The following is an 18,936-nucleotide window of genomic DNA, read 5'->3' as shown; positions in this document are numbered from 1 at the left end:
GAGGGGCGGGAGGTGCGCCGCGCGCGTCCGGGGTGGCAGGCGGGGTGGGGGGTCGGTCCCGCCGGTGCCGCCCCCGGTGAACGGCACCGGCGGGCCCGCGAACCCGCCTTGCGGAGCTGACGCTAGCCGCCCTGAGCAGCGGATCTGAGCCCGGAAGGCGGTTCGGGCGGATCCTTATGGTCCTCTTAAGGAGCCGCTAAGCGGGGCCACAGGAACGTTGCCGGGAAGGGGAGTTGGGAGAGTCCTGCGGGGGCGGTCGCGCTCACCGGCCGGTGTCGGGGAGCGGTGTCGTCGGGTCGCCGAGACCGTCGAGGTCCTCGGCGAGCGCGTCGAACGCCGGCGCCGCCGGGGCGTCGGGGTCGGCTTCCAGCGGGAGTTCGGCCCAGATGAACTTGCCCTGCGGGGTGTGGCGGGCGCCCCACCGCCGGGCGTACCCGGCGATCAGGAAGAGCCCCCGGCCGCCCTCGTCGGTCGTCCGGGCGTGCCGCAGATGCGGTGCGGTGCTGCTGCCGTCGGAGACCTCGCAGATCAGCGTGTCGGCCCGGATCATCCGCAGCCCGATCGGCCCGGAGGCGTGCCGGATGGCGTTGGTGACCAGCTCGCTGACGATCAGTTCGGTGGAGAACTCCAGCCCCGACAGCCCCCATCGGGCGAGCTGGCCGACGACCGTGCGGCGGGCCTCGCCGACCGCCGACGGGTCCGCGGGGATGTCCCAGGTCGCCAACTGCTCCTGCGGCAGGGCCCGGGTGCGGGCCAGCAGCAGTGCCACGTCGTCCACCGGGCGGGGGCCGGGCAGGGTGCCGACGACCCGCTCGCACAGCTCCTCCAGTGGGGCCTGCGGATCGGCCAGCGCGGTCCGCAGCCGGTTGATCCCGCCGTCCGGGTCGAGGGCCTTCCCCAGCAGCAGCCCGTTGGTGTAGAGCGCCAGCAAGCTGCCCTCGGGCAGCGGCAGTTCGACGGACTCGAAGGGCATCCCGCCCAGCCCCAGGGGCGGTCCGGTCGGCAGTTCCACCATCTGGCAGCCGCCCGCCGGCCCGACCAGCAGCGGCGCGGGGTGCCCGGCCCGGGCCATCGAGCAGCAGCAGGCCACCGGGTCGTAGACCGCGTACAGGCAGGTCGCCCCCACCACCCCGTCGTCGCTGTGCGCGTCGTGCGCGACCCGGTTGACCATGTCGTCCAGGTGGGCCAGCAGTTCCTCCGGGGACAGGTCCAGATCGGCCAGCGCCTGCACGGCGGCCCGCAGTCGGCCCATCGTGGCCGCGGCGTGCACCCCGTGGCCGACCACGTCGCCGACCACCAGCGCCACCCGCGCCCCGGACAGCGGGATCACGTCGAACCAGTCGCCGCCCACCCCGGACCGCGAGTCGGCGGGCAGATAGCGGTAGGCCGCCTCCACCGCGCTCTGCTCGGGCAGGTCGCGCGGCAGCAGACTGCGCTGCAGGGTGAGTGCCGCGGAGTGCTCCCGGGTGTACCGGCGGGCGTTGTCGACGGACATCGCCGCGCGGGTGACGAACTCCTCGGCCAGGACCAGGTCGTCGGGCTGGAACGGGCCGGTGGGGCGCCAGCGGGCGAACGCCGCCGCGCCCAGGAAGTTGCCCCGGGCCCGCAGCGGCACCACCATCAGCGAGTGGAAGCCGAGCTCCCGCAACTGCCCGGTCCGCACCGGGTCGTCGGCCGCCCAGTCGGCCAGCTCCAGATCCAGGTCCGGGATCAGCACCGACTCGCCCTCGGTCAGGCTCAGCACCACCGGCGCCGACGGCGGGTAGGCGGTCCGTTCCCCGATCTCCACCACCGCCTCCGGGCAGCCCTCCCGCACCGACCGCTGCCCGGCCCGGCGCATGGTGAACAGGTCGGCGGTCCCGACCGGTCCGGACGCGGGCTCGTCACCGGTGAGCATCGCGTCGAGCAGGTCGACGGTGACGAAGTCGGCGAGATCCGGAACGGCCACGTCCGCCAGTTCCTGGGCGGTCTGCCAGACGTCCAGGGAACCGCCGATCCGCTCACCGGCGCGGTTGAGCAGCGCCATCCGCTGCCGGGCGCGGTAGCTCTCGGTGACGTCGATGACCATGTAGCAGATGCCGAGCACCTGGCCGGTCTCGTCCTGCAGCCGGAAGAAGGACGTCGAGTAGGCGTGCTCGTGCTGCGGATCGGACTCCGGGTGTCCGAGGTACTCGAAGCCGAGGGAGGGCACTCCGGTGCGCAGCACCCGCCCCATCTCCGCCTCCACGGACTCCACCGCCAGCCCCGGCAGCACCTCGCCCAGCCGTTTGCCCAGCCGCTCGGCGCGGGAGGTGCCGCCCATCCGCTCCAGGGTGTCGTTCAGCCAGACGTACCGCAGCTCGCGGTCGAGCATCGCCACCCCGATCGGGGACATCCCGAGGATGCCGTTCAGCAGTGACCGGCCCGCCCCCGTCCAGGGCGTACGGGCCGTCTCGGCGGCCAGCACCAGGCGCGCGGACGGCTCCCGGCCGGCCAGCACCGGCAGCACCCGGACCTCCAGGTCGAGCCGCCGGCCGGCGCGGTCGCGCACCGCCGTCAGCCCGCTCCAGCCGTCCTGCGCCGCGAACCGCTCCCGCCAGACCCGCTCCCCGACCGCCGACCGGGCGTCCGCCGCCGCGAACAGCTCCGCCAGCGGGCGGCCGACGGCGGCGGACACCGGATGGCCGAGCAGCCGCTCGGCGCCGGCCGTCCAGCCCCGCACCACTCCCGTCCGATCGGCCAGCACCACGGCGGTCCGGGTGAGGTCGAGGGCTCCGTCTCCGGGGAGGCCGTTGCTGCTCGGGGAGGCACTCATAGACGACCGTTCCAATGCCGGCTCGGGCCCTGCGGCGGTCCTGCCGCCGGCCGCCGCCGCGCACCACCAGCCCCTCCAACGGTACTCCCGGAACCTCCCGGGGCGCTTGCCCGCGGCCCCGCCGCCGGGCCGTCCGCACAGCTCACCGGCGGTTGTCAGTGCCGGCTGGCACTCTTGCGACATGAGCCCCGAAGCATCCGCCGCATCCGCCGCAGCCGGCGAATCCGCCGTGTCCGCCGCACCGGCGCCCGGACCCCTGCCCGACGCGACCGCCGCCTACTGGCAGGCGGTCGCGGAGACCTACGACGACGAGCCCGACCACGGCCTGCGCGACCCGTCCGTCCGCACCGCCTGGGCCGACCGGCTGCGCGGCTGGCTGCCGCCCGCCCCCTCCGCCGTCCTCGACCTCGGCTGCGGCACCGGCAGCCTGGCCCTGCTCGCCGCCGAGGAGGGGCACCGGGTCACCGGCGTCGACCGCTCACCGGCCATGCTGGCCGTCGCCCGGCGGAAGCTCGCCGGCCGGGCCGCCGTGCTCGTCGTCGGCGACGCCGCCCAACCACCCGTGGGGGAGCGGCGGTTCGACGCCGTCCTGGTGCGCCATCTGCTGTGGGCGCTGCCCGACCCGGCGGCCACCCTGCGCCGCTGGGCGGCCCTGCTCGCCCCCGGCGGCCGGCTGGTGCTGGTGGAGGGCTGCTGGGGCGAGTCCGCCCGGATGGGCCTGACCGCCGCCGAACTCACCGCGCTGACCGCCCCGTTGGCCTCCCGCACGGAGCTGATACCCCTCTCCGGCGACCCGGCGCTGTGGGGCCGGGAGGTTGCCGACGAGCGGTATGCGCTGGTCGTCCATGTCGCCTCCGGACGCGGAGCGTGACCGACGTCAGGTCCGCCCCGACTCCCGCACCTCCTCGCCGCACCCCCGGTAGCCGAGGCCGTGGTTGACGGCGCGCATCGGGCGTTGGCGGCGTCGTTCGGGGGTGCGGATCGGCGCCGAAGCCCGCGCCGGTGCGCAGCCGGACGCCGGGGGCTGGGTGGTGGGCAGCGGCGGCAGCGCGGCGGACGGTACGCCGGTGCGGTGCGCTCCGCCGCCCGTTTGCCGGGCGCCGGTGACGTTCCGGGGCCACTTCCGCCGTGCGTGGTACGGGAGTTGACGGTGGTTCTCCGGTGAACGGTGAGGGCGTGGCTCATTCCGGACGGTCGCCCCGATGTATAGGTGGTGCCTGCAACTATCCGGGCGTACGGTGATCGCGCAGGCCACCGTCGGGAAGGCGGGCGGCCCGCCGTACCCCGAAGGAGGAGCCGCAGGCATGTGCGGAATCACCGGATGGATCTCCTACGACAACGACCTCACCACCCAGCGCCCCGTCCTCGACGCGATGACCGCGACGATGACCTGCCGCGGCCCGGACGCCGGCGGCATATGGCTCGCCCCGCACGCGGCGTTCGGCCATCGCCGGCTCGCCGTCATCGACATCGACGGCGGCACACAGCCGATGAGCGTCGAGCAGGACGGCCGCACCCTGGTCGTCACGACCTACAGCGGCGAGGTGTACAACTACCGCGAACTCCGCGCCGAACTGGAGAAGCTGGGCCACGCCTTCCGAACCAGCAGTGACACCGAGGTCGTGCTGCACTCCTACCTCCAGTGGGGCGAGGCGTTCGTCGAGCGCCTCAACGGCATGTACGCCTTCGCGCTCTGGGACCCGCGCACCGAGCAACTCCTGCTGGTCCGCGACCGGATGGGCATCAAGCCGCTCTTCTACCGCCCGACCCGCGACGGTGTCCTCTTCGGCTCCGAGCCCAAGGCGGTGCACGCCCACCCGGACGTCCACCCGGTCGTCGACGCCGAGGGCCTGGCCGAGCTGATCACCTTTACCAAGACGCCCGGCCACGGCGTCTACAAGGGCCTGCACGAGGTCCGCCCCGGCCACGTCGTCCGGGTCGACCGCAACGGTGTCCACGTCAGCCGCTACTGGGCGCTGGAGGCCCGGGAGCACACCGACGACCTCGACACCACCGTCGCCCGGATCCGCGAACTGCTCGACGACATCGTCGCCCGCCAGCTGATCGCCGACGTCCCGCTGTGCACCCTGCTCTCCGGCGGCCTGGACTCCTCGGCCATCACCGCGCTCGCCGCCAGGGCCCTGGGCGCCCAGGGCAGCGGCCCGGTCCGCTCGTTCGCCGTCGACTTCACCGGCTACACCGAGAACTTCAAGCCCGACGACCTGCGCGGCACGCCCGACGGCCCGTACGCGCACGCGCTGGCCGAGCACGTCGGCGCAGACCACCACGACATCGTGCTGGACACCGCGGCCCTGATGGACCCGGCCCACCGCGCCGCGGTGCTCGCCGCCCGCGACCTGCCCAACGGCTTCGGCGACGGCGACACCTCGCTCTACCTGCTGTTCAAGGCGGTCCGCGAACAGTCCACGGTCGCCCTGTCCGGCGAGTCCGCGGACGAGATCTTCGGCGGCTACCGCTGGTTCCACGACCCCGAGGCGGTCCATGCCGACACCTTCCCCTGGATCGCCGCGGGCGTCGCCGGCCGGTTCGCCGGCGGCGACGCGGTCCGCGAGGCACTGCTCGACCGCGCCCTGCTCAAACGGATCGACCTGCCCGGCTACGAGCACCGCCGTTACCGCGAGGCGCTCGCCGAAGTCCCCTACCTGGACGGCGACACCGGCCACCAGCGCCGGATGCGCGAGGTCAGCTATCTGCACCTGACCCGCTTCGTGCAGATCCTGCTGGACCGCAAGGACCGCGCCAGCATGGCCGTCGGTCTGGAGGTCCGGGTCCCGTTCTGCGACCACCGTCTGGTCGACTACGTCTTCAACACCCCCTGGGCGATGAAGACGTTCGACGGCCGGGAGAAGTCGCTGCTGCGCGCCGCCGCCCGCGACGTGCTGCCCGACCTGGTCGCCGACCGCGTCAAGAGCCCCTACCCCAGCACCCAGGACCCCGGCTACGGCGAGGCGCTCCGCGGCGAGCTGCGGGAGCTGGCCGCCGACCGCGACGCCCCCGTCCGCCCGCTGGTGGACTCCGGGGCGCTCGCCGAGGCCACCGCCCCCGGTGCCGGGCACGACATCCGCCCCGGCGCCGAACTGGTCCTGGGCATGGACGCCTGGCTGCGCACCACCGGCACCACCGTGGAGCTGTAGGGACTGCCGACACAGGCCCCAGGTCCCCTCGCCCGGCCCCCGGGCACGGTGGCCGCTCCTGGCGCACAATGGATGCGACAAAACCGCGCACCCGCGCCGGCGGACCCGCGCACCCCGCACCTCCGCCGCCCGCGCCACCACCAGCACCAGGAGCGCCACCGTGTCCCCGCAGACGCTGACGATCACCATCGACCCGGAGGCGGCCGAGGCCCCGTTCGAGCAGGTCCGCACCCAGATCGCCGACCAGGCCCGGACCGGCACCCTGCCGGTCGGCCACAAGCTCCCCACCGTCCGCGGCCTCGCCGAGGAACTGGGCCTGGCCGCCAACACCGTCGCCAAGGCGTACCGCGCCCTGGAGACCGACGGGGTGATCGAGACCCGCGGCCGCAACGGCAGCTTCGTCGCCGCGGCCGGAGACGCCGCCCGGAAGGAGGCCGCCGCGGCCGCCGCGACCTACGCCCACCGCGCCCACCGCCTCGGCCTGGACCGCGCCGCCGCGCTCGCCGCCGTCACCGACGCACTGCGCGCCACGTACGACGACGCCTGAGGGACCGTCCCCGACCAGCGGCCGGGCCCCCGACCGGGCGGCCCGGCCCCGCCCCAGCTCCGGAGGAGCCCATGCCCAGCCGGCACGCCCTCGTCCGACGCCCCGGACCCCGCCTGACCGACGGCCTGGTCACCCGTATCGAGCGGCGGCCGGTGGACGCCGCACGGGCCCTGCGCCAGTGGGAGGCGTACGTCCAGCTGCTGCGCGACCACGGCTGGCGGACCACCGAGGTCGCGCCCGCCGACGACTGCCCCGACGCGGTCTTCGTCGAGGACACCATGGTCGTCTTCCGCAACGTCGCGCTGCTCGCCCGCTCCGGCGCCGACGCCCGCCGCCCCGAGCTGCCGGCCGCCCGCGAGGCCGCCGAGGCGCTCGGCTGCTCCCTCAACGCGGTGCGCGCCCCCGGTACCCTCGACGGCGGCGACGTCCTCAAGGTCGGCGACACCGTCTACGTGGGCCGCGGCTGCCGCACCAACCTCGAAGGGGTCCGGCAACTGCGCGCCGCCTTCGAGCCGTTGGGCGCCAAGGTGATCGCCGTGCCGGTCAGCCGGGTGCTGCACCTGAAGTCGGCGGTCACCGCCCTCCCCGACGGCACCGTCGTCGGCTATCCGCCGCTGGTCGAGGACCCGTCGGTCTTCCCGCACTTCCGTCCCGTCCTGGAGGAATCCGGGGCGCATGTCGTGCTGTTGGGCGGCGACGCGCTGCTGATGGCGGCCTCCGCGCCCCGGACCGCCCAGCTGTTCACCCGCCTCGGCTACCGCCCGGTGCCCGTCGACATCAGCGAGTTCGAGAAGCGGGAGGGCTGCGTCACCTGCCTGTCGGTGCGCCTGCGCGAACTGCACGAGTAGGCGTACGGGCACCCGTACGCGGCCGGGCGTCGGGATCCGTCGGGAGGTGATGGTGCCTCAGGAGCGCTGCCCCGACGCCGTCACGCGTCGACCGCGCATCGACGGCGGGCGTCACAGGTACAGCCCCGACGCCGTGCCCCGGGGCTGGGACGGCAGCCCGGCGGGCCCGCTGCCGCGGCGGAGGGCGTACAGCTCGGCCAGGGTGGCGCCGTCGCGGCCGATGCCCTCCTCGGTGCCGAGCCAGGCGAGGGCCTCCGGGCGGGACAGCGGGCCGACCTCGATACGGGCCAGGCAGCGGCCGGGCCGGACCACTGCGGGGTGCATCCGCTCCAGATCCTCGTTGGTGGTGACGCCGACCAGGACGTTGCGCCCCTGGCCCAGCAGGCCGTCGGTGAGGTTGAGCAGGCGGGAGAGCGCCTGGCCGGCGGTGTGCCGGGCCTCGCCGCGGATCAGCTCGTCGCAGTCCTCCAGCAGGAGCAGCCGCCAGCGGCTCCGGCCGGCGGCGTCGTCCTCCCCGATGGCGATGTCCATCAGATAGCCGACGTCGGAGAAGAGCCGCTCCGGGTCCAGTACGCAGTCCACCTGGCACCACTCCCGCCAGGACCGGGCCAGGGTGCGCAGCGCGGAGGTCTTGCCGGTGCCGGGCGGGCCGTGCAGCAACAGCAGCCGGCCGGCGATCTCCTCGGGGGACACCGCCATCAGTCGGTCCATCGCCGCGGCCACCGGCGCGGTGTAGTTGGCCCGGATCTCCTCCCACGACCCGGCGGCGATCTGCCGGGAGGTGCGGTGCGGGCCGCGGCGCGGGGAGAAGTACCAGAAGCCCATCGGGACGTTCTCCGGCTGGGGTTCGGGTGCGTCCTCGGCGCCGTCCGTGGCCTGCCCGAGGACCTTCTCCGCCAGCTCGTCGGTGACCGCGGTGACCGTCACGTCGGCGCCGCGGTTCCAGCGGGACACCAGCAGCGTGAAGCCGTCGCCCTCGGCGAGGGTGGCGCCGCGGTCGTCGTCCCGGGCCGAGCGCAGGATCCGCACCCCGGGCGGCAGCAGCGTCCGCCCGGTCTTCACCCGGTCCAGGGTGCGGCCCCGGGCGCAGGGCTGCTCGCCGCTGGCGAACCGGCCCAGGAAGAGCGCGTCGACGACATCCGACGGCGAGTCGCTGTCGTCCATGGTCAGCCGGAGCGGCACGGACTCCTCGGCGCGGGCGGGCGGGACCTGATCGGCACTCATACCGGCATGATCCGCCAGAGCGGCCCCCCGCGTACAAGGAATATCCGGGCCGCGCCGGCCGCTTGCGCCGACCGGTCCCCCGGGGGCGGTACGCGCGCCGGAACGCGCCCTGTGCGCGCCCGCCGGGCCGGTCCTAGGGTGGTCCGCCGTGCGACGTCGAGGTGGGGAACGTCAGGGGCGGCCGGACGGGCCGGGGCGAGCGGACGGCGGGCGGCTGCGGGGGCGCCGGGGGACGGCCTTCGGGGTGGCGGTCGTGGTCGGGGTGGCGGCGCTGGCGCTGCTGCTGGTGATGTGCGGCGCGGGCGGTGGACACCGGGCCGCGTCCCGGGCGGGCCCGGCGGCGGACGGCCGGTCCCGCACCGTCCCGTGCCGACGCCCCGTCATGGCAAGGCGCCCACAGACGGCGCAATGGCCCGGTACCGCGAGGGCCGTCCGGAGACTGACAGGACGCCGAACTGTCGGGACGCCGAATCGGGGTGCCCGGTGGAAGGAGCCGATCCCGTGGAGCCGCCGAGCGGAGCCGCCCTGACGGTGGTGATGGTCTGCCTGACCGTGGTGACCGGTGTGCTGGACGCCGCCAGCTTCCTGACCCTCGGGCATGTCTTCACCGCGAACCAGACCGGCAATCTGCTCTTCCTCGGCTTCGGCCTTGCGGGACAGGGCGGGCTGCCGGTGGCCGCGCCGGTGGTCTCGCTCGGCGCGTTCCTGGCCGGGGTGGTGGCCGGGGCCCGGCTGGAGTCCGCGCTGGGCGTCCGCCGGCGCCCGTGGTTCCCGGTGGGCCTGCTCGTCGAGGCGGCCCTGCTGGCCGGCGCAGCGGCGGCCGGCTGGGAGTCCGGACCGGCCCGCGAAGTCGCCCCGGCGCAGCGCTATCTGGTGATCGCGCTGATGGCGGTGGCGATGGGGGTGCGCAATGTCACCGCGCTGCGGGTGGCCGCCCCGGACCTGCCCACGACGGTGGCGACCCGTGCGCTGACGGCCCTGGTGAGCGGTTCGGCGCTGGGCGGCGACCGGCGGCTGGGCTACGGCACCGGCGCGCTGCCCCGTCGGCTCGGCTCGGTCGGCGGGATGCTCGCGGGCGGGCTGCTGGGCGCCTGGCTGATCGGACTGGGCACCCGTACGCCGCTGGTCCTGCTGCTGGCGGCGGTGACCGTGGCGGCCACCGCCCTCCTCGTGCCCGGCCTCGCCCACGGGCGGAACGCCGACGGCTGACCGGCCGCCGGCGTCCGCACCCGGCAGGCCCCGGCAGGGCCCGCCTTCGGGGCCCCGCCGGGACGTCCGCTACGGGACGAGCTTCAGCAGCTTGTTGGGCGAGCCGCTGCCGGGGTTGGTCACGACCCCGGAGGTGGCGCCGTTCACCAGGGCCGCGGCGACCTGGGCCGGGGTGGCGGTCGGGTGCCCGGCGAGGTAGACCGCGGCGGCGCCCGCGACGTGCGGGGTGGCCATCGAGGTCCCGGAGATGGTGTTGGTGGCGGTGTCGCTGGTGTTCCAGGCGCTGGTGATGCTGCTGCCGGGCGCGAAGAGGTCCACCCGGGAACCGTAGTTGGAGTACGAGGCGCGGGCGTCGGTCGAGGTCGTCGCGCCGACGGTGAGGGCCTCGGGGACCCGCGCGGGGGAGTGGTTCTGCGCGTTGTCCCCCGAGTTGCCGGCCGCGACGGCGTAGGTCACGCCGCTCTTGATGGAGTTCTGCACCGCGGTGTCCAGCGCCGCGTCCGGGCCGCCGCCGAGCGAGACGTTCGCCGCCGACGGGCCCTTGTGGTGCTTGGTGACCCAGTCGATGCCCGCGACGACCTGGGCGGTGGTGCCGGAACCGGAGTCGTCCAGCACCCGCACGGCGACGATCTTCGCCTTCTTGGCGACGCCGTACGACGTGCCGGCGATGGTCGCCGCGACATGGGTGCCGTGGCCGTTGCCGTCCTGGGCGACGTTGTCGTTGTCGACCGCGTCGTAGCCGTTCGCCGCCCGGCCGCCGAAGTCCTTGTGGGAGATCCGCACGCCGGTGTCGATGACGTACACCGTGGCGCCGGAGCCCGCGTCGGCGGGGTAGCTGTACTTCTTGTCCAGCGGCGGCTTCGCCTGGTCGATCCGGTCCAGGCCCCAGGACGGCGGGTTGTTCTGGGTGTCCAGGGCGTGCACGGTGCGGTCCTGGTAGACGCGGTCGACGGCGGGGTCGGCCGCCAGGCGTCTCGCCTGGGCCTCGGACAGCGTGGCGGCATAGCCGTTGAGCGCGGCCGTGTAGGTGCGCCTGACGGTGCCTCCGTAGGCGGATATCACACCGCGGCCGTCCGCCGAGGCGGCCTTGAGGCCGGCGCTCGGCTTGAGCGTGACGAGGTAGCTGCCGTGCACGGCGTCCGCGGCACCGGCGCCGACGACGGTGCCCTGGGCGGGTGCCGCCTGGGCGGGCAGCGCCAGGGCGCCGAGCGTGGCGGCGGCCGCGGCCGCGGTGACCGCCGTGGCGATCCGCAGGGTGGTGGCACGCCGGTGGGCGGCCCGGGTGGTGGTGGAACGCATCACTGCCATCGCGAGGGATTCCTCCTCATCGGTGGCGCGCCGTGGTGCGCGCGCAAGGTGGGCGTACGGGTTCGGTACGCAATCAGCCGATCCAGGAACGTCCTTGACCGGTCGTCAAAAGGTTCGATGAGTCGTGGGCCGGTATCAAGAGTCCCAACGCGATGTCATATACGCGTCATAGAAAGGCAATGCCGGTGCAGTGCGGAATCTGACATGGCGGCAGATTTGTGATGAACTCTGTAGCACTTTTGGCATGGACACTATCAACGGCACGGGTCTCCTGATACGACGGATCGAGCAGCGATCCTGCTATGGGAGGTTCCATGAGAGTGTCCCGATATGCGGCATTGACATCCGCCTTCTTCGTCGCCTCGTCGCTCGCGCTCACCGGCGCCGGCGCCGCCGCGGCATCCCAACTCCCCGCCGCCGGAGGCTATGTGGCCCTCGGCGACTCCTACTCCTCCGGGGTCGGCGCCGGCGACTACGACAGCGGCAGCGGCTCCTGCAAGCGCAGCACCAGGGCGTATCCGGCGCTCTGGGCGGCCGCGCACCACCCGTCGTCGTTCGCCTTCACCGCCTGCTCGGGAGCCCGAACGGGTGATGTCGTCAGCGGCCAGCTCGGCCCGCTGAACTCCGCCACGAACCTGGTGAGCATCACCATCGGCGGCAACGACGCCGGCTTCGCCGACACCATGACCACCTGCAACCTCCAGGGCGAGAGCGCCTGCCTCGCCCGCATCGCCCAGGCCCGCACCTATATCGACAACACCCTCCCGGGCAAGCTCGACACCGTGTACACGGCCATCAAGAACAAGGCGCCCAACGCACACGTCGTCGTCCTGGGATACCCCCGCTTCTACGAGCTCGACGGCGACTGCGCCGTCGGCCTCACCGAGAAGTCCCGGGCCGCCGTCAACGCCGCCGCCGACGACATCGACGGCGTCATCGCCAAGCGCGCCGCGGACCACGGCTACGCCTTCGCCGATGTCAACCCCGCCTTCGCCGGCCACGAGCTGTGCTCCGGCAGCCCGTGGTTGCACAGCGTGACCTATCCCGTCGACGAGTCCTACCACCCCACCGCCGCGGGCCAAGCCGGCGGCTATCTCCCGCCGTTCGGCTCCGCTGCGTGATCTTCCGTGCACAGGGCGCGGGGGTGGGTGCCTCCCCCTCCGCGCCCGGCCGTCGCCGGACCCTTCCGCGGTCGCCCAACTCGCCCTGGCGCACGCGCAGTACGTGACATTCCGTATGGTGTTCGTCAACGTCAAGGCAAGGCAGGTGAATCCGTTGACCGGTCTGCACGCGTGTCCTCCAAGAGAGATAGGGTTACCCTGCCCGTTGGCCGGGTGCCCTCGTACGGGTGGGGAGAGTCATGGAACAGATAACAGTGCGCAGCAGGGCGCGGGTCCCTGCCATCACATGCGGGAGCAGCGCGTCCAGCGCGCGGCTCGACCGTCATCTCGCGGTGCTCGGCGGTCCCGCCATCCCGCAGCGCGAGGTGGAGGGGGCCACCTCGCTGATGCAGGAGATCACCGCGCGTGACCACACGCGCATGAGGAAGAGCCGCGGACACCGGGTGTCGCTGTTCGCCCCGCTGCGCAGGCTCCGCCGCTCGCTCTTCGGCGGCCACGGCTGAGCCACTTCTGAAGCGGCACCACCGGCTCAGGGGACCCACCGCCCCGGCTCGGCACAGCGCCAGGTGCCTCCTTCTCACCACCCGTCACCTCGTGGCGGGTGGTTCCTTGTGTACCCGGACACCTGCCGCGCGGCGCGCGCCGGCGGCGCCGGAGCGGGCTGCTCCCGATAGCAGGTTCACAAGAGCGCGAACTGGCCGTCCGGGCCCTCCTCCCGGTGGTCCAGCACGGACGCCGGACGGGTCGCCGCGGGCGGCACCGGCAGCACCCCCGCGGCCCGCAGCTCCGCCGCCCCGATCAGTGGACCGTCCGCCACCGCCCCCGCCAACTGCGCCAGCTCCGGCTCCAGTTCGGCCCGCAGCGCCAGCACCGTCACCAGCTCCAGCAGCTCCGACGTCCACTCCTGCGGCCAGGCCGCGGGCCGCAGCGCCGCCAGGGAACCGGGCTCGGCGGGCTCGCCGCCGGCGGCCCCGGCGCCCGCGCGCTGTGCGAACCACTCCGCCAGCACCCGTACGCCCCCGGCGTGGAAATCCCAGGCACCCGACGGGACCGGTGCGATCCGGCCGGCGCCGAGCGACAGCGCCTCGTCGTCGGGGTCGTAGCCGAGGGCGTCGGGCAGTCCGCGGGCGGGCAGCGCGGCCCGGACGTAGGGCCGCCGGCCGCCGGGCAGCCGCGGCCGCCCACCGGGCCCGTCCGGGCCGCCGCCCTGGTACGCGCCCCAAGTGGACAGCCACAGCAGCCGGGTGCCGAGCGCCACCCCGCGGTCCCACAGGGCCGGGTCGGCGGTGAGCGGCACGGCGGTGCCGTCGGGGGAGTGCACGGCGGTGGCGGCGATCCAGGCGAGCAGGCCGTCCGGTGGGACCGTGCGGCCCAACCGGCGGGCGAGGAGCGCCACGAGGCCCGGCGCGAGGTTGGGTTCGGTGCCGCCGGGCCGGCGGTGGAGCGGACGGATCCGGCCGGGGCGCCCGGCGGGCGAGCAGCCGTCCGGGAGCAGCGCGGAGCAGACCACCGCGGGGCCGGAGGTCCCCGGCACCTGCCCCAACTCCACCAGGAACAGCTGGTGTTCGTCGGCCACCCGCCACAGCTCCGGGCGGGCCGCGTCGATCAGCCGGTGGTCGGGCAGCAGCCACTGCCGGTCGAACGGCCCGTGCAGCACCCGCACCGGCTCCGGGCACGGACCGACCGCCCGCGCCAGCCGGGCGGTCGGGGTGTCCCGCCCGGGGAGCTGGCCGACCGCGGAGTGCAGGGTGCGGGCCCGGGACGGGCGGAACAGCCGCTCCCGGTCGGCCGGCTCCGCGGTGTCCGCGAGCATCTTCCAACGGGCGCGCAGGGTGGCCGGATCCGGGCCCATCACCCAGGAGCGGCCGAGCCGCAGCGGCGCCGTGGACCACGGCATCAGATCGGACAGCCGTGGTGCGTCCAGCCCTGGCGCGCCCTGCTTCGCCGTCACGCGGAGCCCCTCCCGGACCGTGTCGTTGACCCCCGGCATCGTAGCGGCGGGCCCGGCGCCCGTTCACCGTGCCCGTCCCGCCGCCGACCGCGGCCGCCCCCGCCGCGGGCCGCCCGTGGGGAGGACGCGGTCTTCCGCTTGCCGATCTTGGCCGGGTACCGTCCTGGCCGGAACGCCTGCCGAGGGAGGAGCGCCATGCCGGAGACTTCCCCCATGCCCGAACGGCGCGCGGGGACCCCCGACGCCATGCCCGCACCGCGTCGAGGGGCCGCCGCCGGGGCCCGGGTCGCCGCCCGGCTGGACCGGCTGCCGCCGTCCCGATGGCACCGCCGGATCACCCTCGTCGTCGGCATCGGTGCCTTCTTCGACCTCTACGAGATCTTCCTCGGCGGGGTGCTCGCCGCGGTCCTGGCCGACCGGTGGGGCCTGGACCACACCGCCAAGTCCTGGGTGATCGCCGCCGGGTTCCTGGGGATGTTCGCCGGTGCCAATGTGCTGTCGGTGCTCGCCGACCGGCTCGGCCGGCGCCGGATGTTCCTCGTCAACCTGGGCGGCTATGCGCTCTTCTCGCTGGCCGCGGCCTGCGCGCCGGACCTCGGATGGCTGCTCGCCCTCCGCTTCCTGTCCGGCCTCGGACTCGGCGCCGAACTCGTCCTGGTCGATACCTATTTGGCCGAGTTCCTTCCGAGGGCGGTCCGCGGCCGCTACCTCGCCTGGGCCTACACCTTCGGATTCGTCGGCGTCCCGGTGGCGGCACTGCTCGGCGCCCGTCTGGTGGCCGGACACCCGCTGTTGGGCGTGGACGGCTGGCGCTGGCTGCTGGTCGCCGGCGCGCTGGGGGCCGTCTTCATCCAACTGATGCGACGTCAACTTCCGGAGTCACCGAGGTGGTTGTGCGTGCGGGGGCGCGAGGGGGAGGCCGACGGGATCGTGTCCGGCATCGAGCGGCGGGTGGCGGCGGAGGTCGGCACCAGCCTGCCGTCCGTCCCGGACGTCGAGGAGATCCCGGAACGGAAGGTGCCGCTGGGGGAGATGTTCCGCGGCGACCACCGGCGCCGGACGTTCATGTGGTGGATCTTCCAGGTGCTCCAGACCGTCGGCTACTACGGTTTCGGTTCGCTGGCGCCGGTGGTGCTCACCGCCAAGGGGCACACCGTCACCGACTCCCTGCTGTACGCGGCGCTGAGCTTCTGCGGCTATCCGATCGGCTCGGCGGTGTCGGTCCCGCTGATCGACCGGATCGAGCGCCGGACGCTGATCGTCGCCTCCGCGCTCGGCATGGCCGGCTGTGGTCTGGCCTTCGGCTTCGCCGCCGCCACCTGGGCGATCGTCGCCTTCGGCTTCCTGCTGACGGTGTGCAGCAACGTCTTCTCCAACGCCTTCCACGTCTACCAGACCGAGATCTTCCCGACCGGCCTGCGCAGCAGCGCGATCGGCATCGCGTACTCGCTGTCCCGGCTCACCTCGGCCGTGCTGCCGTTCGTCGCGCTGAGCGTGCTGTCCGCCCTCGGCGCGCCCGCGGTCTTCGTCGGCTCCGCGGTGCTGCTGGTGCTGCTCTGCCTGGACGTGGCGCTGCTGGGGCCGCGCAGCACGGGACGGAGCCTGGAGCGGATCTGAGGGGGCGCGTCCGCCGCTCAGTGCGCGTCCAGCGTCACCGTGAACGAGAACCGGTCGCCGCGGTAGTGGATCAGGGCGACGTCCAGCACCCGGCCGGACTCGTCGTAGGTGATGCCGGTGTAGTGCAGGATCGGGCTGAGCAGCGGCACCCGCAGCAGCCGGGCGGTCTCCGGGTCGGCCAGCCGGGCCTCGACGGTGTCGGTGATCCGGCCGATCCGGATGCCCACCGCGTCCCGCAGCACCTTCGTCATCGGCCACCGCTCCAGGTCCGCGAGGTCGATCCGGGCGGCGACGTCGGGGCGGACGTAGTTGCGCGCGTGGTTGGTCGGCTCCGCCGTCGCCTCGTCGCTGCGCAGCCGCCGAAAGCCGGCCACCTCCGCCATGTCCGGGAAGTACTCGGACAGTTCGGCGGGGACCGGAACCGGCCCGTGCTCCAGCAGGGCGGTGCGCATCCCGGACTGCTGGGCCACGATCGCGTCCACGGAGCCGAGCAGCCGCACCGGCGCACCGCGCCGCGCATGCGGCTCGATGAAGGTGCCCCGGCGCCGGTGCCGGCTGATCAGCCCCTCCTCCTCCAGCTCCTTGAGCGCCTGACGCATCGTCAGCACGCTGACGCCGTAGTGCGCCGCGAGCGCGTCCTCGGTCGGCAGCCGCAGCGGCGCCTCCGGGGAGCGGCCGAGTATGGAGGCGCGCAGGGACTGCGAGACCTGGTACCACAGCGGCAACTTGCGGTTCAGGGCGAGCGAGTCGGGAGCGAAGGTGGTCAAGGGCGTTCCCCGGTCTGTAGAGCTGGACACGCCCTACGGGCGGAAGTGGCGCTGGAGACCCTGCCACACGCCGTCGTAGCCGCGCTGGAGGTGGTCGGCGTCCCGGGCCTGCTCGGTGAGGGTCAGCGGCCAGCGGGTCTCGAACATGAAGGCCAGCCCGTCGTCGATCTTCTGCGGGGCCAGCTCCGCGGCGCTGGCCCGCTCGAAGGTCTCCCGGTCCGGGCCGTGCGCCGACATCATGTTGTGCAGCGAGCCGCCGCCCGGGACGAAGCCCTGCGCCTTGGCGTCGTAGGCGCCCTCGATCAGGCCCATGTACTCGCTCATCACGTTGCGGTGGAAGTACGGCGGCCGGAAGGTGTCCTCGCCGACCAGCCAGCGCGGCGCGAACACCACGAAGTCGACGCCGGCCAGCCCCGGGGTGTCCGAGGGCGAGGTCAGCACCGTGAAGATCGACGGGTCCGGGTGGTCGTAGCTGATCGTGCCGATGACGTTGAAGCGGCGCAGGTCGTAGACGTAGGGGACGTGGTTGCCGTGCCAGGCGACCACGTCCAGCGGCGAGTGGTCGTAGGTCGCGGTCCAGAGGTGGCCGCAGAACTTGTTGACCACCTCGACCGGCTCCTCGACGTCCTCGTAGGCGGCGGTCGGGGCCAGGAAGTCCCGGGCGTTGGCCAGGCCGTTGGCGCCGATCGGGCCGAGGTCGGGGAGCTCGAAGGGACGGCCGTAGTTCTCGCAGACATAGCCGCGCGCGGTGGCGTCCAGCAGCTCGACCCGGAAGCGGACCCCGCGCGGGATCAGCGCCACATGGCCCGGCTCGGCCCGCAGCAGCCCGAACTCGGTGCGCAGCAGCAGCCCGCCGCGCTCCGGCACGATCAGCAGCTCGCCGTCGGAGTCGCCGAACACCCGCCGTTCCATGGAGGTGTTGGCGTGGTAGAGGTGCACCGCCATGCCGGTGCGCTGGGTGACGTCGCCGTTGCCGCCCAGCGTCCACAGGCCGTCGACGAAGTCCGTCGGGTCGGTGGGCTCCGGCAGTGGGTCCCAGCGCAGGCGGTTGGGGTCGGGCAGGCACTCGGTGAACGGCGCGGAGCGGATCTCGCCGCGGTTGGCGCGGGCGAACGGCGGGTGCGCGGCCGACGGCCGGATGCGGTACAGCCAGGACCGGCGGTTGTGGCGGCGCGGCTCGGTGAACGCCGAACCGCTGAGCTGCTCGGCGTAGAGCCCGAGGGGGGCCCGCTGGGGGGAGTTGCGGCCCACCGGCAGCGCGCCGGGGACCGCCTCCGAACTGTGTTCGTTGCCGAAGCCGGAGGAGTGGGCGAGGCCCTCGGCCGCCTTCCTCGCCTGCTCGTTGGCCGTACCTGTCATCACACGCTCCCGCCGCTCACGGAACCAGACGTCCACGGAATCGAAGGCACCACGGGATCCGGGACCGGCCCAGAATCCTATGCAAGACCTTAGGATTGAGTGGAGGGCACGTCAACGAGGGGTGCCGCCCTGTTCGGGCCGGGCCGGGAAGGCCGGGCCGGGGAGGCGCGGGATCCCGGCCGGGGTGGCCGGATCGCCCCGCCCGGCGATCCCCGGCCCGCGGGCCGGGCAAGATGAGCCCGTGCAGCCTTCGACGCCCCCACCGGTCCCCCGGTCCGCCCCCGTCCCGCCGCCCGCCGCCACCCCCGCGCCGTCGTCGCTCCGCCGTGTGCCCGTCCAGCGGCGCAGCGCCCAGCGCCTGGCCCGGATCCTCGACGCCTGCGCCGAACTGCTCGACGAGACCGGCTACGAGGAGCTGAGCACCCGCGCGGTGGCCGGCCGCGCCGGGGTCCCGATCGGCTCCGTCTACCGCTTCTTCCCCAACAAACGCGCCATGGCCGAGGCGCTCGCCCGGCGCAACCTCGACGTCTACGCGGACCGGATCAGCGCCCGGCTGGCCGCCCCCGGGCAGCCGCCGGGCTGGCGCGCCGCGATGGACGTGGTGATCGACGAGTACCTGGCCATGAAGCGGACGGTGCCCGGCTTCGCCCTGGTGGAGTTCACCGTGCCCGCCCCGCGCGAGTCCCGCGAGGCCAACCACGAGGTCGCCGACCGGCTGCTGCGGCTGCTCGCCGGGCGGCTCGGCCTGGACCCCGCCGACGACCGGTTGCGCACCGTCTTCCTGGTCGGCGTGGAGACCGCCGACGCGCTGCTCCAACTCGCCTTCCGCACCGACCCGGAGGGCGACCCGGAGATCGTCACGGAGACCAAGGAACTGCTCCGGGCCTACCTGGCCCGCGACCTGGACAGCGCGCCCGGGACGGCCGGCGCGTCCGAGCCCGCCGTGACGGCCGGATCCGCCGACGGCACCGAAACTAACGGCGCTAGTTTGACCGGTGGCACCCTGGGAAGGGCCCCTGGGCACCCCTAGGGTGCG

Annotated in this window: 15 protein-coding genes; 9 read left to right on the top strand and 6 right to left on the bottom strand. The window is 74.2% G+C overall.

From position 1 onward, the window contains the following. Positions 1 to 262: 262 nt before the first annotated feature. On the bottom strand, positions 263 to 2,794 hold the full coding sequence (locus K2224_RS24445; RefSeq protein ID WP_221908656.1) for a SpoIIE family protein phosphatase: 2,532 nt from the start codon (positions 2,792 to 2,794) through the stop codon (positions 263 to 265). A gap of 181 nt (positions 2,795 to 2,975) precedes the next feature. Between K2224_RS24445 and K2224_RS24440 the strand changes: the two genes are divergently transcribed. The 4 genes from K2224_RS24440 (at position 2,976) to ddaH (ending at position 7,344) form a co-directional block, all read left to right on the top strand. Continuing rightward, positions 2,976 to 3,665 (top strand): bifunctional 2-polyprenyl-6-hydroxyphenol methylase/3-demethylubiquinol 3-O-methyltransferase UbiG, encoded by a 690-nt coding sequence (locus K2224_RS24440; RefSeq protein ID WP_221908655.1) that lies wholly within the window; start codon positions 2,976 to 2,978, stop codon positions 3,663 to 3,665. 433 nt (positions 3,666 to 4,098) lie between these two features. Beyond that, positions 4,099 to 5,949: an asparagine synthase (glutamine-hydrolyzing) gene (gene asnB / locus K2224_RS24435; protein WP_221908654.1), complete on the top strand. Its 1,851-nt coding sequence runs from the start codon at positions 4,099 to 4,101 to the stop codon at positions 5,947 to 5,949. 160 nt (positions 5,950 to 6,109) lie between these two features. After that, positions 6,110 to 6,496, top strand: a complete 387-nt coding sequence (locus tag K2224_RS24430; RefSeq protein ID WP_221908653.1) for a GntR family transcriptional regulator — start codon at positions 6,110 to 6,112, stop codon at positions 6,494 to 6,496. A gap of 71 nt (positions 6,497 to 6,567) precedes the next feature. Next, positions 6,568 to 7,344, top strand: a complete 777-nt coding sequence (gene ddaH / locus K2224_RS24425) for a dimethylargininase (protein ID WP_221908652.1) — start codon at positions 6,568 to 6,570, stop codon at positions 7,342 to 7,344. A 111-nt stretch (positions 7,345 to 7,455) separates the two neighbouring features. Here ddaH and K2224_RS24420 read toward each other — a convergent pair whose 3' ends face one another. Further along, the gene (locus K2224_RS24420; protein ID WP_221908651.1) at positions 7,456 to 8,568 is read right to left on the bottom strand and encodes a DUF5925 domain-containing protein; all 1,113 of its coding nucleotides are present in this window, start codon (positions 8,566 to 8,568) and stop codon (positions 7,456 to 7,458) included. Between the two features lie 501 nt (positions 8,569 to 9,069). Between K2224_RS24420 and K2224_RS24415 the strand changes: the two genes are divergently transcribed. Continuing rightward, positions 9,070 to 9,777, top strand: coding sequence for a YoaK family protein (locus K2224_RS24415; RefSeq protein WP_221908650.1), 708 nt, complete (start codon positions 9,070 to 9,072; stop codon positions 9,775 to 9,777). A gap of 69 nt (positions 9,778 to 9,846) precedes the next feature. On the opposite strand, the gene K2224_RS24410 is transcribed toward K2224_RS24415, so the two are convergent. Beyond that, a complete protein-coding gene (locus K2224_RS24410; protein WP_221908649.1) occupies positions 9,847 to 11,085 on the bottom strand; it encodes a S8 family peptidase in 1,239 nt (412 codons plus the stop codon). A gap of 314 nt (positions 11,086 to 11,399) precedes the next feature. Between K2224_RS24410 and K2224_RS24405 the strand changes: the two genes are divergently transcribed. Both K2224_RS24405 and K2224_RS24400 read left to right on the top strand, forming a co-directional pair. Further along, positions 11,400 to 12,206, top strand: a complete 807-nt coding sequence (locus K2224_RS24405; protein ID WP_221908648.1) for an SGNH/GDSL hydrolase family protein — start codon at positions 11,400 to 11,402, stop codon at positions 12,204 to 12,206. 239 nt (positions 12,207 to 12,445) lie between these two features. Next, positions 12,446 to 12,709 carry a hypothetical protein gene (locus tag K2224_RS24400; RefSeq protein WP_221908647.1) on the top strand — a complete coding sequence of 88 codons (264 nt, stop codon included), beginning with the start codon at positions 12,446 to 12,448 and terminating at the stop codon, positions 12,707 to 12,709. 176 nt (positions 12,710 to 12,885) lie between these two features. On the opposite strand, the gene K2224_RS24395 is transcribed toward K2224_RS24400, so the two are convergent. Further along, entirely contained in the window at positions 12,886 to 14,157 is a 1,272-nt protein-coding gene (locus K2224_RS24395) for a type ISP restriction/modification enzyme (protein WP_221908646.1), read from the bottom strand. Between the two features lie 195 nt (positions 14,158 to 14,352). Between K2224_RS24395 and K2224_RS24390 the strand changes: the two genes are divergently transcribed. After that, positions 14,353 to 15,774: an MFS transporter gene (locus K2224_RS24390; RefSeq protein WP_221908645.1), complete on the top strand. Its 1,422-nt coding sequence runs from the start codon at positions 14,353 to 14,355 to the stop codon at positions 15,772 to 15,774. A gap of 17 nt (positions 15,775 to 15,791) precedes the next feature. Here the strand turns inward: K2224_RS24390 and K2224_RS24385 are convergent, their stop codons facing one another. Together K2224_RS24385 and hmgA are read right to left on the bottom strand one after the other, a co-directional pair. Beyond that, entirely contained in the window at positions 15,792 to 16,541 is a 750-nt protein-coding gene (locus K2224_RS24385) for a GntR family transcriptional regulator (protein WP_221908644.1), read from the bottom strand. 33 nt (positions 16,542 to 16,574) lie between these two features. After that, complete coding sequence (gene hmgA, locus K2224_RS24380) at positions 16,575 to 17,900, bottom strand: homogentisate 1,2-dioxygenase (protein ID WP_221908643.1); 1,326 nt, start codon at positions 17,898 to 17,900, stop codon at positions 16,575 to 16,577. A 328-nt stretch (positions 17,901 to 18,228) separates the two neighbouring features. Here hmgA and K2224_RS24375 point away from each other — a divergent pair, with 328 nt between their 5' ends. Further along, the gene (locus tag K2224_RS24375; RefSeq protein ID WP_260693500.1) at positions 18,229 to 18,930 is read left to right on the top strand and encodes a TetR/AcrR family transcriptional regulator; all 702 of its coding nucleotides are present in this window, start codon (positions 18,229 to 18,231) and stop codon (positions 18,928 to 18,930) included. Positions 18,931 to 18,936 lie beyond the last annotated feature (6 nt).

This window comes from Streptomyces sp. BHT-5-2 (assembly GCF_019774615.1).
Lineage (GTDB): Bacteria > Actinomycetota > Actinomycetes > Streptomycetales > Streptomycetaceae > Streptomyces.
The sequence above is the reverse complement of the archived record's forward strand: the minus strand, read 5'-3'. Positions and strand labels throughout refer to the sequence as shown.

Coding starts and splice junctions, on each gene's coding strand:
- ddaH (WP_221908652.1), top strand. CDS start 6,568: ATGCCCAGCCGGCACGCCCTCGTCCGACGCCCCGGACCCCGCCTGACC.
- K2224_RS24440 (WP_221908655.1), top strand. CDS start 2,976: ATGAGCCCCGAAGCATCCGCCGCATCCGCCGCAGCCGGCGAATCCGCC.
- K2224_RS24390 (WP_221908645.1), top strand. CDS start 14,353: ATGCCGGAGACTTCCCCCATGCCCGAACGGCGCGCGGGGACCCCCGAC.
- K2224_RS24420 (WP_221908651.1), bottom strand. CDS start 8,568: ATGAGTGCCGATCAGGTCCCGCCCGCCCGCGCCGAGGAGTCCGTGCCG.
- K2224_RS24410 (WP_221908649.1), bottom strand. CDS start 11,085: ATGGCAGTGATGCGTTCCACCACCACCCGGGCCGCCCACCGGCGTGCC.
- K2224_RS24405 (WP_221908648.1), top strand. CDS start 11,400: ATGAGAGTGTCCCGATATGCGGCATTGACATCCGCCTTCTTCGTCGCC.
- hmgA (WP_221908643.1), bottom strand. CDS start 17,900: ATGACAGGTACGGCCAACGAGCAGGCGAGGAAGGCGGCCGAGGGCCTC.
- asnB (WP_221908654.1), top strand. CDS start 4,099: ATGTGCGGAATCACCGGATGGATCTCCTACGACAACGACCTCACCACC.
- K2224_RS24445 (WP_221908656.1), bottom strand. CDS start 2,794: ATGAGTGCCTCCCCGAGCAGCAACGGCCTCCCCGGAGACGGAGCCCTC.
- K2224_RS24400 (WP_221908647.1), top strand. CDS start 12,446: ATGGAACAGATAACAGTGCGCAGCAGGGCGCGGGTCCCTGCCATCACA.